The following is a 13845-nucleotide window of genomic DNA, read 5'->3' as shown; positions in this document are numbered from 1 at the left end:
TCAATTAGTTTTAAAGATGCGTTTTCTATGCTTTTTTATACTTAAAGCGGTGTTAACTTTTAGCTCAGCTCTTTAATGATTTCTTCTTGAGTAGATGACCACGCATTGATCAGCGCTTTGACTAATGACGCCAGTGGAATGGCAAAAAATACGCCCCAAAAACCCCACAAGCCTCCAAAAAACAATACCGCTACAATAATAAATACCGGATTTAAATCAACCGCTTCAGAGAACAATAAAGGCACTAGTACATTGCCATCAAGCGCTTGAATAATACCGTAAATAATTAAAATGGTCCAAAATTGGGTTTCAATTCCAAACTGAAACAACGCCACTGCCGCCACCGGAATGGTTACCAATGCCGCACCCACAAAAGGGATCAACACCGAAAAGCCCACTAATACTCCCAATAACGCAGCATAGCGTAAATCAAGTACCGTAAAGGCAATAAACGACACCGAGCCAACAATCAGTATTTCAAACACTTTACCGCGAATGTAGTTCATTATTTGCTGATTCATTTCATTCCACACCTGCATTATTAAGCGTCGTTGTTGCGGAATAAGTTTAGCAATACTGTGGCTAAGCTCTAGTTTGTCTTTAAGCATAAAAAACACTAACAAGGGCACTAAAATTAAGTAAATTAACCACGCAACCGCATCTTTTAAAGACGTGAGCGACACCGACAGCACTACTTGACCAAATTCAATTACTTTAGTCTCTACTGTTAATACAATTGTTTGTACTTGTTCTGCAGTAATTAAACTAGGGTACTGCGCAGGCAAGGCCAATAAAAACGATTTTCCTTGCTCTACCATATGCGGTGTTTCTTGAAATAAATTACTGGTTTGCTGCCACAGCACAGGGCCAATAACTAAAATAAGTGTCAGCATAATACCTGTAAATATAAGCATAACAATTACTGTAGCGGTAAAACGCCTTAACCCAAAACGCTCTAAGTGCAGTACCGGCCAATCGAGTAAATAGGCAATAATAAGTGCCACTAATACCGGCACTATCAAAGATCCAATAAAATATAATAAGGCTACTAACGCCAATAATAAAAATAATAAAGTAACTGAATGAGGATCAGAAAACTTTTTTTCGTACCACGCTTTTATATATTCAAACACGTAATGGCTCCACTAATAACATTCCTTGGCGCTTATTTAAGGTATAACAATATGCATGCTTTTGTAAAAATCGTTCAATGTCGTTTATATTTTCTGCATTATTAAAACTAAAAGTAATACTTTGTTGTAACGACACGGCTTTACGCAGCCCAAGTTTAAATTGAATAAACTGCTGTGGGCATTTATAAGCTGATAAATTTTGCTCTAGCATACTCGTTTCACCTTGAGTTCACATCAATAATAAGTCCCATAGTCACCACCTAAAAATGTATTAAGTGTGAACATGCATAACTTTTCCTTAAAACAACCTCGGCAATAGTTTATCCTTAGGGCATAATTAGCAGTAAGGATAGGTTAATGCCTGGCACGCATAATAAAGCGCAATTACCCAGTAATCCAACACTCAAAGAGATTAATTGGTATAAAAAACAAATAAATTGGGGCGAATTACCACCTTTTTATCACCTTGTTGCCTCATCGGTCAGCGAAGCTGAAGGTATTTTAGAACATGGGTTTGATAATGCAGTAAAAAGCCTTTTAGACAAACGTAATTGGAACCTTGATCTACTTGACGGCTACGAAACCGAGCTAGGCGAAATTCAATGTAATAAAAAGCCACGCATTGCACTGCATCAAGTATTTACCGAGCGTGGTTTTGAGCTTTGGGCTCAACCGTACGCTAAAGATGTTATTATTGATCAATACGTTAAAAATAATCGTTTTATGGAATTTAAAGTATGGGATCCACTTTCCATGAAGTGCTTAATTAGAATAAATCAATTACATACATTTATTGGCTTTTATTTTGAACGTGGAGACAAAGCCGATAAAGCTATTATTTTACACGCACACAAGGTAGTGCATAAAATTATTACTTTTTTACAAATACAATTGAACGTAGTAAAGCTAGATGGGGTCACAATAAAAGCGCTTTATCAATTATGTGAAAAAGACAGCCGTGCATGCAGTGACGAAATAAACATTGCCAAAATTGCTCTTGGTGAACCAATTAACAGGGAATAAAATGCAGCTAAAATCAGCCTTTATCACTTTATGTAGTGCCGCGCTTACATTTAGCCTATTAGTAAGTGAGCCTTTAAAGGCGCAAACAAACTTTAAATTGCCAGATTTAGGTACCTCAGCCTTACAAGTGCTGCCGCTCGAAAAAGAACAAGCGATTGGCGAAGTAATGATGATGCAAATTAGAGGCTCGTCGCCAATAATTAACGACCCTGTGCTTGATGAGTACTTAACCACAGTGGGCCGTAAACTTGTGGCTAGCGCCAATGATGTGCGGTTTCCGTTTTCATTTTTTTGGTTAAATAACTCTGAAATAAACGCCTTTGCATTTTATGGCGGCCATGTTGGCGTACACACAGGATTAATTGCGCAAGCTGATGATGAAAGTCAATTTGCATCGGTACTTGGCCATGAAATTGCCCACGTTACCCAGCGCCATTTAGCACGGCGCCTACAGCAGCAACAAGACAACAGCGCAATGACTATAGCCGGAATGATTGCCGGTATTTTAGCCGCTGTCGTCGTGCCCGATGCTGGTATTGCTATTATTTCAGCAAGCCAAACACAATCGGCATTTAGCCAACTAACGCATAGCCGCTCAGCAGAGCAAGAAGCCGACCGTATTGGTATGCAAACGCTTAATAATGCAGGCTTTGATCCGCGTGCATCAAGTGAATTTTTAACTAAACTCGCTGCGCAAATTCGTTATAAATATAAGCCACCTGCGTTTTTACTTACTCACCCGCTTCCTGAGAGCCGTGTGTCTGATGTAAGATTGCGTGCGCAGCAATACCCTAAACGCCAAGTAAACCCGAGCCTTGAGTTTAACTTAGCAAAGAGTCGCGTGCTGGCAAGATACGACAATAAACCAGAAGCAGCAGAATCGCTGTTTAGAAAATTAATTCGCGAAAATAGCTACAATAATGCCGCCCTAAAATATGGCTTAGGCATTAGTTTGCTGGATCAAAAAAAGCTTGATGAAGCGCAGCCTATTTTAGATGAACTACTAAAAAGCGATCCTAAAAACTTATTTTATATAGATACCTATACCGATTTATTAATAGCGCAAAAAAAGGCCGCTGAAGCCGTTACCTATTTAGCAGAATTAAACAATTACCGCCCTAACAATCAGGTAATTACGCTAAACTATGCCAACGCAGCCCTAGAAGCAAAGCAATACGAGCTTGCCGAAAACATCTTAAAAAGCTTTTTACTAGAAAAACCAGATCACAGCTTAGGTAAGCAACTATTAACCGACGCCTATAAAAAGCAAGAAAAACTCGCCGCCTATCACGAAGCCAATGCCGATGTATTATCGCAATACGGCGCTTATTTAAAAGCTGCCGACGAAATACAAAAAGCACTCAACTTTATTGAGCCAAACGAGCTAGTTAAACAACAAAGGTTAAAAGCGCTACTTACACAATACCGACTTTTACAAAAAGAGCTTGCTAGGCTTTAAGTCTACAAGCGCTTGGCCTAAAATGGCCGCAACTCATTTATTGGAAGCATTTTATGTCTGTAACTATTTATCATAATCCGCGCTGCTCTAAATCGCGCGAGACCCTAGCTTTATTACAAAGCAAAGCTATTGAGCCAAGTATAGTTGAATACTTAAATACGCCTTTAAGTAGCGAGCAGCTAACTACATTAGTTAAGCAGCTGGGTTTTACATCTGCACGCGAGTTAATGCGCACCAAAGAAGACATTTACAAAACGCTAAACTTAAAAGATGAAACCAGTGAAGCTGCACTTATTAATGCTATGGTACAAAATCCAAAACTAATTGAGCGCCCTATTGTGGTTAACAATGATAAAGCTGCTGTTGGTCGCCCACCAGAAAACGTATTAAGCGTTTTATAATGAGCACGACCATAGTGGTACTTTACCATTCAAGCCATGGCTCAGTTGAAGCTATGGCCCATGAAATTGCCGAGTCTATAGAGCAACAAGGGGCCAGCGCTTTGCTGCGCACTTTTGTTGCTAAAAACCCACACGACATTATTATCACTAAAGACGATTTAATAAACTGTGATGGCCTTGCCTTTGGCACACCTACTCGCTTTGGTATGATGGCCTCTCAAGCAAAAATGTTTTGGGAAACCACCAGCGAATTATGGTTAAAAGGGCAATTAATTGACAAGCCAGCCTGTGTTTTTTCGTCGTCAAGCAGTATGCATGGCGGCAACGAAGCCACATTACTGAACTTATCGCTACCGTTACTGCACCATGGCATGATGTTACTCGGTGTACCTTACGATGTACCCGAATTGCTGGCAACACAAACCGGTGGCACGCCCTATGGTGCAACACATGTTGCTGGTAGTAGTAATAGTACTGAATTAAGTAAAGACGAAATTAAAATATGCCAAAGTGTTGGCAAACGCCTCACTCAAATTGCGGGAAAACTTCAATGAAAACAGCTGAAATTCCAGCTAAAAAGCCAATTACTGTTAAATTTCAACGTACCGCGATTTTTGGTTATGTCGGTTTATTAATTTTAATGCCTTTATGGATGTTTGTATTTGCACCGAGAGAAGGCCACAGCAATGGCTTTATTTTTGCCGTGTACATACTGCCATTATTATTTCCTCTTAAAGGCATAATTCAAGACAAAGCGTATACGTATGCATGGGCAAACTTTATTGTTATGCTTTACTTTATTCATGGCCTTACATTGCTTTGGGTAGCGCAAGATGAGCTGGTATGGGTATTGTTAGAGCTACTATTTGCCTCTGCTATGTTTATTGGCTGTACCTACTATGCTAGGCATCGTGGGCAAGAACTTGGCTTAAAAATTCGTAAATTGAAAGACGATCTCGCCGAAGAAAAAGCAGCGCACGAGCACGAAAAAACAGATTAAATTATAATTTAAACACAAAAAACGCGCTAATTAGCGCGTTTTTTATTTATGCATCGTTATCGCCTATTTATGGGGAACAGCCACACTACATAGGCTCTGCCTTGCCTAACGGCCAAACACATTGCTGCAAATTTAACCTCGAAAGATAAACTTGTAAATATTCAAACTAAAGAACTTAATGCGGCAAGGGTTACAATAGCGGCTAAACCTAACTGCCCTACTAGGCTAACTAAAGAAAAGCCTCTTAATACAAATAATCCCCACGGGTGTTTAATGTGCGGGTACAGCGCGCAGCGCTTTAAAGTAGCCGCAAAAAAGAAACACACCGCCGCAATCATAGTTAGAGTTAATGTTAATTCGCTTTTTATGGTTATTGTTTCATCAAAAAAGAAAAACAATTGCACCGGCAATAATAAAGTAACCAGAGCATGCAGCGCATGCACTTTTTTAATGCGATCAAACTGCCCTTCAGGCGACAACTCTTTAATACCAAAGTCGCGCTCAAGGCACTTTACTAAGTTACTCGCTTTTATGCTCACTGCTAAGCGATAACAGCTAAGCCCTTCGTTATTACGCACTCTAAAGTCATACCCCGCCTTTAGCAGCAATACCATAAGCGATTCGTTTTTAGAGAGCACAGCATAATGCAAGGCAGTATTCCCCTTATCATCAACTGCTTTTTTATCTTGTTGGCTCAGCAGGGTTTCAACTACATTTACGTAGCCTTTTTCAGCAGCCCACATAAAGGCCGTTTTATTGTGCTCATCGGCAAGCGTACCTGTTGCGCCTTGCTCAATAAAGCGCATGGCCATCATTTGCTTAGCGGTTTTTTTATTTAAATGAGCAAGCAAAGCTTTTTCAAGTAGTACCACAGAATCTACATCCGGCGATACTTGAGTGAGTAAAGTAAAGTAGTCTTTGCCTTTAGCCACTTTTTCACTTGCCAGTTCAGTTAAATGCTCAAGATCGGCAATTGAACCTGGAATATAAGCACTCAAACGCTCTCTAAAATCAACTTCTTGCCACAGAGCTAGCGTGTCAACCGCCGATAATTTACTGCGATTATTTAACGCATGCTCAATTAGAGTAAAATAGCGTTTAGCAAAAAATAAACTAAATAACGACTGCGGTGTATCAATCTCATTTTGCGCCGATACATTCGCGTATTTTTCGAGCCGTTGGCAAAGCATAAGTACTAAGCTTTCGGGGGTATATTCGTTATCAAAATAATGTTCTTTTACCGCGCTTATATACGTTTGTGCACTTTCGTCATACTCGCAAATATGTTGAAAATAACACTCTTCAAAAGGCTCCAGCGGAGTAAACCACGCTAAATAAAATATGGGCGGTAAAACAGTAGTACATACTCCATCATCTTCATGGGTAGAACGACAGGCAGGCCAAGCTTCTAAAGCATCTAAAATAAAGGCACCATTTTGTTCTACAAGTCCTTTGATAAGTAATGGGTATTCCTTTGGCCAAATCAGTACATTTTCCATTAAAACAACACAACTCCAGTGTAGCTTGGGACAGTGGTCAGTTATAGCAGCTTTTAGCTGACACCACGCTTAATCGACGAGCCGATATTCTAGCACACCTTGATCGCCACGCTAGCGCAAAGTAACGCAATACTTATAAAATAAAAAAGCAGCCAACTACATAACTAGTTGGCTGCTTATTTGGTTGGAGCTGGACTTAATCAGGGTCACATAATCTACTATTAGTTGTTTCTTAATTCGCTAATAACGCTCTCTATACCTACATCAGAAATACGTTGTATAATTTCTTTTTGCTTGGCGCTGAGCAATGAAATGCCTTCTGCAACTATGTCGTATACTTTCCATTGTTCATCTTTCCCTAAGCGCAATTTAAAATGTAAATCTATAGTAGGCGCATTTGCTTGTATTATCTGGGTTTTAACCGTAGCGTACTGTGAGTCGCTCAAAGCGTTATCTTGCTCAAAAACTACTTTTTGACCAGTGTACTTCATTAAAGCACCGGCATAAGTGCCTGTTAAATAATGCTCTACTGCATCAATAAAATTAACTGCTTGCTCGCGCTCAATGCCCTTTATATGTTTACCTAATAATTTAAATGCTACAAATTTTATATCAATATGCGGCATTAAGCGCTGCTCAACAATGTTAAACATGTCTTCTTTACTTGCATCGCCTTTGGCATTAACTTGGGCTATATCGGCAAATAAAGTATCGGCTACGCTTTTAAGGAGTTGTTGTGGAGATTGTTGCGTTTGAGCAAAAAGTGAGCCGCTAAAGAATACAGCTACAACGAGAAACAGTTTTAAAAACTTCATAATAAATTATTGTCTGTGTGATTAAGATGACGCTAATTTACGCGATAATTACACCTTTAAATAGACTTAAATAAGCAACTTATTAATGCCCATTTAGCACCAATAAAACAAAGTAAATAAATTCAATTAGTTAATCAACCTCGGTTAACACCCTATATACAAGCGTATTTTTGTCCCATTGAAAACACCCATGTTGCGCCCTTACTATTTAGTCACTATTTAACTCAGGCACAGCACTGACACCTATGAAAACGTCATTTTTATCATTATTTATATTTGTTTTATTATTCACGAGTCAACACGCATTCGCACAATCGCAGCACGGTTACGCAATTGATCTGCTCAAGGGAGAAGGTGGCGTAAATGGCTTTAAACTAGCCCATCAATATTATCCTACAGGGTTGCAGTCTTTACTTGGCGATACGCGCTTTTATTTCGAAACCAGTGTAAACCTTTGGCAATATAACCATGGCGATAAAACACAGTCTAATGTAGTGCTTGCCATGTCGCCTGTGCTGTTGTTCCCAGCATTTAGCATTAACAATACCCCCATATATGTAGAAGCGGGTATTGGTATTTCATTGGTTGATGAAACCTCTTTTGCGGGTAAAAACATTAGCACTCACTATCAGTTTGAAGACAGAATTGGCTTAGTTGCTGATTTTGGCGAAACCAACGTGGCGCTAAGAATTATTCATTACTCTAATGCGGGCTTTAAAGATCCCAACCCCGGGCTAAATTTTTTAACTCTATCGGTAGCAAAACGCTTTTAAATACAGCATTAGCACCATTTTTTAAGTCACTTTATTGCTGTTTTAAACTAAAACGCTCACACTTATACTTTGCTTATAATTAACGGACGTTGCTATGCAAACTTGGCACATGGTTGTTATTGTTATCATTGTATTTGCTATTATTATTGGTAATCTTGCACTGCTAAAGCACTCGGCAAATTTACCCTTTAAAAAAACAAAGCCCGATAAAACTAACTCTACAGATACAAAAAAGCCCTGAATATCAGGGCTTTTTACTGCTTAATCTTTATAACCAACTAACCAACTAACCAACTAACCAGTGCGCCATTAAGGCAATAACTGGTAAAGTGATTAAGGTTCTAAGAATAAAAATAATAAACAATTCAAAAATATTAACCGGTATTTTACTGCCTAGTAAAAGTGCACCCACTTCCGACATATAAATAAGTTGCGTTACACTCATTGCCGCAATAATAAAACGGGTTACGTCGCTTTCAATTGTGCCCGCTGCTAATATTGAAGGAATAAACATATCAGCAAAACCAACCATAATCGTTTGTGAAGCAAGCTCAGCTTCTGGTATTCGTAGCAGCTCTAAAAATGGAATAAACGGCATACCTAAATACTGAAAAACAGGGGTATATGTGGCAATAATTAACGCAAATGTACCTACCGCCATTACGACAGGTAATACAGCAAACACCATATCAAATGCATTGTGTAAGCCTTCTTTTAACGTGCCTTTAAACCCTGGCGATCTATGCGCTTTAGCTAACGCAACATCTAAAGAATGCCCAAACAAGGTTTTACCACTTGGTACAGACTCAGCATGCTCATCGCGTTTACTGCCATCTATAAAGCTATCTTTTTTGAAGCGTAACGGCGGTAAGCGCGGCACAATAATCGCAGCAACCACACCGGCTAAACACACAGTTAAATAAAACGGTGCAAAGTGACTCTCTAAGCCCACTTGTTCAATAACCACTAAGCTAAAGGTAATCGAAACTGCCGAAAACGTAGTACCAATTATGGCCGCTTCACGCTCAGTGTAATGTTTTTCTTCGTACTGACGCGCAGTCATTAAAATACCTACGCTGCCATCACCTAACCACGACGCCGCACAGTCAACAGCACTGCGCCCCGGCACACCAAATAACGGACGCATAAGTTTAGTAAACAAGGTGCCCACTAGCTCTAACAAACCAAAATTTAATAACAGCGGCAGTAATAAACCCGCTAAAACAAATACCGAAAACAAAATAGGCAATAAATCGTTTAAAACCAAGCCGCCCGTATCTGCCGAGGTAATAGCATTAAATACCGGTAATAAAAACGCAGGAAGCGCCGAGCTCACGTCTGCGCCGGTTTGACTAATAAAGGTCAAAACAATAAACAGCATACCCAGTAAGCGAATACCTAGCCAAAGCCAGTTAACATCAAATAAGTGTTTTAGTATAAAAGACTTTTTAATAAAGCTAGGCTTAACAACTTTAGCTAATAGCGAAAGCACACCCGTTACACAAATAATGAATGTAAGCAGCTCAATCATAACAGAGCTAATTCCCTCTTTAATTGCTTTAGCCATTAATGCAATGGGAATGGTCATACCATCAGCAATAGGGATTGGTGTCATAAATAAAAACAAACCAATTAGCGAAGGAACTAAAAAGGTAAGCCAAGTGCGCATATTATATTGCGACGAAGTGGGTAACTGAGACATATTTTTAACCTATAAAAACCACAAAAAGAGCAAAGTGCTCTTTTTGTGGTAAAAACTTATTATTATTAAATATTAATACCGCGCTGAATGAGTGCAGCCACTAATGCTTGCTGTAAACCATTCATAGTACCTGGCTCAAGCGTATCGCCTTGTTCATCCATCCAGGTCAGACTAGTGCCGCCTTGTTTGGTTTTACTTACTAATATTTGATATTGACCTTCATCAATAGGTAATTGGGTTACTTCGTCACCCCAAATAGAATCCCATACACTTGACTCTGGTTTTTTATAATCTGCCGTAATTAAGCCTGTATCTGGGTTAATTTCAACAATAGTGAACGACAAGCGCTCTAAAAACCCTGAAAAACGGTCAAATACAGCTTCATACGACTGCTCAGTTACAAGTGCTGCATTACCTTTGTTATCAAAGCCCATTTCTAAAGAAATAATACCTTGGCGTTTGCGCATATCAACTTCAAGTTGACGATAACGATAATCAAACTCGCTAATAACTTGGTTAAGTGCACGCACTTCTAACTGTTGCTTAAATAAATCACTTAAAGGCTCATCACCTTTAAAGTCAATAAGTTCAGCACTTAATGAAGCCGTACGCTGATGCGACTTTTCTTCAATTGTAAATTTAAAGCGTTCTAAATCAACACTTTCGTCGCTATTCCATAACCAGCTTTCTTCTGGCTTAATAATAGCGTACCAATCTGTTTCTATAATGCCTAGTAGCTTGTCTGCTTTAGTCGCTTGCGTGTTATTGTCGGCTAAAACCGCATTAATAGACTCCCAAATAAACTCATCTAGGTCATCAATACCATCGTTTTTATCAAAATAAACACGGGCGTTTTTATCTGTTTCTTCAACCCAACTACCCTTTGCTACTGTAAGTACTTGAGCAGGCGGACGGTAATTTGTAGCATCTGGATTATTACTATATTGGCCTACATCCATTTTATATGTTGGATCTTGAGCGGGTTGTGATAACGATGCAGGCACTTTTACTGCTTCATGAGCGCGATAATTACGCTCGTCATGTGCATCATTAGTAAATACACTACATCCTGATAAACTTACCAATACACTTACTGTTAGTGCTTTTGGGATCCAATACTGCACAGATATTTCTCCTTAGCATACCCTTTAATTGTTTTAACAAGTATATGAGTGGGTAATGCCGATTTGGTTCAGTGTAAAATCAATATTAACTTTACAGTTATAATTAGGTTGCCTGGTTGCTTAATACTCACCTCTGTTAACAAAAGTAAGCAACAAATAGACACATTTGGGCTATGGTACTTTCCCATGCTTGTAAAAACAAGAAACACTGTACTTTTAAACTGCTAAATTAGCAGCCTGTGTAGTTTAAACACGTTTTTGTGTTAAACTTCGCCGCCACGCAACTTTATGTGTTTACTTTTTGTGTTGCCAACTGCGCTGTTGTAATTCAAGTAACTTAGGTATTTAAACCCATGACTGCACACTCAAATCATCAAATTGTTTTAACAGCTATTGGCGAAGACAGGTCTGGCATAGTTAGTGAGTTAACTCAGCTAGTAAGCGATTGCCACTGTAATATAATAGATAGCCGCATTGCTATTTTAGGTAACGAATTTACATTTATCATGCTACTTAGCGGTGACATGTCGGCCATTAGCCGCATAGAACACACCCTGCCTACCAAAGCGATGGAACTGGGTTTGCTCACTATGATGAAGCGCACAGCAAGTCATAACCAAGGAGCGTTTCGCGCCGGTTACACACTAGAGTACACAGGCACCGACACACCCGGCACTTTGAGTAAAGTTACGCGCTTTTTTGCAGACAACAATATTATTATTTGCTCACTAAAGTCAGACACTTATGATGACGAAGAAGCAGTAATGAGAATGCGCTGTGAACTAGAGTTTAATATTCCTGTTGAAGTAGATGTAGACCAATTTAAAATTAGTTTTGAAAAACTTTCTCACCTTCTCAACGTAGACTATATATTTAGACGTATTCGTTAAATTAAGGAGCAAGCATGAACAAAATCAGCCCATTACAAGCCGGCGACAACGCCCCCGCTTTTAGCTTACAAAACCAAAACGACGAAACAATCACCTTAAGCGAGTTGTTAAAACAGCAACAAGTACTGGTTTATTTTTACCCTAAGGCGTCAACACCTGGCTGTACCGTACAAGCCGAAAACCTACGCGACCAGCAAGCAGAGCTGGCAAAATTTAACACCCGCGTAGTAGGCATAAGCCCAGATCCAATTAAACGCCTTAAAAACTTCGAAACTAAAAAAGAACTTAACTTCGATTTACTCTCAGATGAAGATCATGCCATTGCAGATGCATTTGGAATTTGGGGCTACAAAAAATTTATGGGTAAAGAATACGATGGTATTCACCGCCTGACATTTTTAATCGGTCAAGACGGCAAAATTAAACACCTGTTCGATAAGTTTAAAACCAAAGATCACCATCAGGTAGTGTTGGATTATCTCGCAGCAGAATAAGTTAGCGGCAGAGTAAGTTACTCGCTGTTAGAAATTAGACATAAAAAAGCGTTGCTCAAGGGCAACGCTTTTTTGTGGGTGTTGATTAAATTATACTTTTCATCGAAAGGTAAACTCACAGCGACTATCAAACGCTCAATGATGATAATGTCTGAAGTCAAGATTTGACCCCTACGGCTTTCTATGGTTTTTGTTCTACATTCGCTACGCCCAAGATCGACATATCTATTATCTGATAATTACTGCAAATTTATTTACTCAGCGACGTTTGACAAAAGTAAATTTAAATCATCGATGACTTGAGTCCACATGCTGTTTTTATCCCATTCCTCTTGGAGAAACGTGCGTTGGCTATCATTCCAAATTTTAGATTCTTTTAATGATTCGCCTGCTGCTAATTGATTTTTTTCGATAAACTCATTAATGGCGTCATCCGAACTGTCTAATCCTAATTGCGCAAACAAGTTATTCATCGTATATTCTGATTCTGCTAACATTTTGTTTCTCCTACAATTATTTTAATATAAACCTTAGCATATTGGCCCGGGTAAGTATACTCAGCCCGGGTAGACCACGCGGCTTACCCTGTGTTTTGGTTCGTTAATAAATCCCCACATCAAGCCCAGCTGCTATGGTCATACCTAACGCTTCGCATTGCTCAAGAAACGCTGGTTGCCAGTCGCCACGGCACACTAATGGTGGATGAGCCCAGTGCCAACGCAAGCCACTACAAATTGATTCAACTGCTCGGCAAGTACCAGTACCATCGTTACCAGCACGAACAAATAATGCACAAGGCAAACCCTGTTTTACATCTAGGCAAGGGTAATAACAACGGTCAAAAAAATCTTTCAATGCGCCACTCATATAACCGAGGTTTTCTGTCGTGCCCATAATTATCGCATCGCAAGCAAATACATCTTCAGGTGTGGCGTTTAATGGTGATACCCAGCGGGCTTGTACTTGCTCAATATCAGGATGCTGTGCCCCTGTCAAAACAGCATTAACCATTAACTGGGTATTTTTAGAGGGCGCATGGGCAACAATTAACAGTGTTTTCATAGTTTTCCTGCTTTTTATTTTAGCGGCAACTGTTTTTCGCCAGCTGTGTTACTGCCGGTAGAGTAGAATTTTTATACTATAAGATAAAGCCATTGATAAGTTAATACTATGTCATTAGATAAAATACCCGCACAAATTGCCACCGTTCAGCAAGGGCCATGTGAAAAATGCTGCCTGAGACAAAGGTGAGACAAAGGGGTCAGGTGAGACAAAGGGGTCAAATCTTGACTTCAGACATCACGATTAATTAACGACTGATCTCCAATCGTACGACAACGCTAAATGTTGATAATAATTGGCAAGATATTTTGCTGTGTCGGATGGCGCTTCGCTTATCCGACCTACGTTTTCAAATATATAATGCGGGTTTATTAGGCGGTGGGTATTCGTTGCGTTTCGCTACGCTCTACCCAACCTACGTCGTTTGTCTTAAATTTTTACGCAAGCAAAAATAGCATTGCCCGAATTAC

General features: G+C 39.5%; 17 protein-coding genes. 9 read left to right on the top strand and 8 right to left on the bottom strand.

The window, feature by feature from the left end:
• Nucleotides 1–59 precede the first annotated feature (59 nt).
• On the bottom strand, nt 60–1133 hold the full coding sequence (locus I6F41_RS14330) for an AI-2E family transporter (RefSeq protein ID WP_011327823.1): 1074 nt from the start codon (nt 1131–1133) through the stop codon (nt 60–62).
• Nucleotides 1126–1344, bottom strand: a complete 219-nt coding sequence (locus I6F41_RS14325; RefSeq protein ID WP_011327822.1) for a hypothetical protein — start codon at nt 1342–1344, stop codon at nt 1126–1128. The genes I6F41_RS14330 and I6F41_RS14325 overlap by 8 nt, the downstream gene beginning before the upstream one ends.
• A gap of 146 nt (nt 1345–1490) precedes the next feature.
• Between I6F41_RS14325 and I6F41_RS14320 the strand changes: the two genes are divergently transcribed.
• The 5 genes from I6F41_RS14320 to I6F41_RS14300 are packed head-to-tail and all read left to right on the top strand — an operon-like array spanning nt 1491 to nt 5016.
• Entirely contained in the window at nt 1491–2156 is a 666-nt protein-coding gene (locus tag I6F41_RS14320) for a hypothetical protein (protein ID WP_011327821.1), read from the top strand.
• A 1-nt stretch (nt 2157) separates the two neighbouring features.
• Nucleotides 2158–3615: a M48 family metalloprotease gene (locus I6F41_RS14315; protein WP_011327820.1), complete on the top strand. Its 1458-nt coding sequence runs from the start codon at nt 2158–2160 to the stop codon at nt 3613–3615.
• A gap of 53 nt (nt 3616–3668) precedes the next feature.
• Entirely contained in the window at nt 3669–4016 is a 348-nt protein-coding gene (gene arsC / locus I6F41_RS14310) for an arsenate reductase (glutaredoxin) (RefSeq protein WP_011327819.1), read from the top strand.
• Nucleotides 4016–4570, top strand: a complete 555-nt coding sequence (wrbA, locus tag I6F41_RS14305; protein WP_197108669.1) for an NAD(P)H:quinone oxidoreductase — start codon at nt 4016–4018, stop codon at nt 4568–4570. The genes arsC and wrbA overlap by 1 nt, the downstream gene beginning before the upstream one ends.
• A complete protein-coding gene (locus I6F41_RS14300) occupies nt 4567–5016 on the top strand; it encodes a DUF2069 domain-containing protein (RefSeq protein WP_182683231.1) in 450 nt (149 codons plus the stop codon). Before wrbA ends, I6F41_RS14300 begins: the two co-directional genes overlap by 4 nt.
• Nucleotides 5017–5177: 161 nt before the next feature.
• Here the strand turns inward: I6F41_RS14300 and I6F41_RS14295 are convergent, their stop codons facing one another.
• On the bottom strand, nt 5178–6515 hold the full coding sequence (locus I6F41_RS14295) for an ankyrin repeat domain-containing protein (RefSeq protein ID WP_089368009.1): 1338 nt from the start codon (nt 6513–6515) through the stop codon (nt 5178–5180).
• A gap of 221 nt (nt 6516–6736) precedes the next feature.
• Nucleotides 6737–7330, bottom strand: coding sequence for an MlaC/ttg2D family ABC transporter substrate-binding protein (locus tag I6F41_RS14290; RefSeq protein WP_086998128.1), 594 nt, complete (start codon nt 7328–7330; stop codon nt 6737–6739).
• A 245-nt stretch (nt 7331–7575) separates the two neighbouring features.
• On the opposite strand from I6F41_RS14290, the gene I6F41_RS14285 reads away from it, so the two are divergent.
• Nucleotides 7576–8103, top strand: coding sequence for an acyloxyacyl hydrolase (locus tag I6F41_RS14285; RefSeq protein WP_197108667.1), 528 nt, complete (start codon nt 7576–7578; stop codon nt 8101–8103).
• 94 nt (nt 8104–8197) lie between these two features.
• Complete coding sequence (locus I6F41_RS14280) at nt 8198–8344, top strand: DUF2897 family protein (protein WP_011327813.1); 147 nt, start codon at nt 8198–8200, stop codon at nt 8342–8344.
• A 45-nt stretch (nt 8345–8389) separates the two neighbouring features.
• Here the strand turns inward: I6F41_RS14280 and I6F41_RS14275 are convergent, their stop codons facing one another.
• Together I6F41_RS14275 and bamC are read right to left on the bottom strand one after the other, a co-directional pair.
• Nucleotides 8390–9805 (bottom strand): YjiH family protein, encoded by a 1416-nt coding sequence (locus I6F41_RS14275; protein ID WP_011327812.1) that lies wholly within the window; start codon nt 9803–9805, stop codon nt 8390–8392.
• Nucleotides 9806–9870: 65 nt separating this feature from the next.
• A complete protein-coding gene (gene bamC, locus I6F41_RS14270; RefSeq protein WP_011327811.1) occupies nt 9871–10929 on the bottom strand; it encodes an outer membrane protein assembly factor BamC in 1059 nt (352 codons plus the stop codon).
• A gap of 353 nt (nt 10930–11282) precedes the next feature.
• Between bamC and I6F41_RS14265 the strand changes: the two genes are divergently transcribed.
• Together I6F41_RS14265 and bcp are read left to right on the top strand one after the other, a co-directional pair.
• Nucleotides 11283–11819, top strand: coding sequence for a glycine cleavage system protein R (locus I6F41_RS14265; RefSeq protein WP_011327809.1), 537 nt, complete (start codon nt 11283–11285; stop codon nt 11817–11819).
• A 14-nt stretch (nt 11820–11833) separates the two neighbouring features.
• Nucleotides 11834–12313, top strand: a complete 480-nt coding sequence (gene bcp / locus I6F41_RS14260; protein WP_058373011.1) for a thioredoxin-dependent thiol peroxidase — start codon at nt 11834–11836, stop codon at nt 12311–12313.
• Nucleotides 12314–12567: 254 nt separating this feature from the next.
• Here bcp and I6F41_RS14255 read toward each other — a convergent pair whose 3' ends face one another.
• Both I6F41_RS14255 and I6F41_RS14250 read right to left on the bottom strand, forming a co-directional pair.
• Nucleotides 12568–12810 (bottom strand): DUF2789 domain-containing protein, encoded by a 243-nt coding sequence (locus I6F41_RS14255; RefSeq protein WP_011327807.1) that lies wholly within the window; start codon nt 12808–12810, stop codon nt 12568–12570.
• 103 nt (nt 12811–12913) lie between these two features.
• On the bottom strand, nt 12914–13375 hold the full coding sequence (locus I6F41_RS14250; protein ID WP_011327806.1) for a flavodoxin family protein: 462 nt from the start codon (nt 13373–13375) through the stop codon (nt 12914–12916).
• Nucleotides 13376–13845 lie beyond the last annotated feature (470 nt).

Origin of the sequence: Pseudoalteromonas sp. SCQQ13, from assembly GCF_015864415.1 — a bacterium.
GTDB lineage: Bacteria > Pseudomonadota > Gammaproteobacteria > Enterobacterales > Alteromonadaceae > Pseudoalteromonas > Pseudoalteromonas nigrifaciens.
The sequence above is the reverse complement of the archived record's forward strand: the minus strand, read 5'-3'. Positions and strand labels throughout refer to the sequence as shown.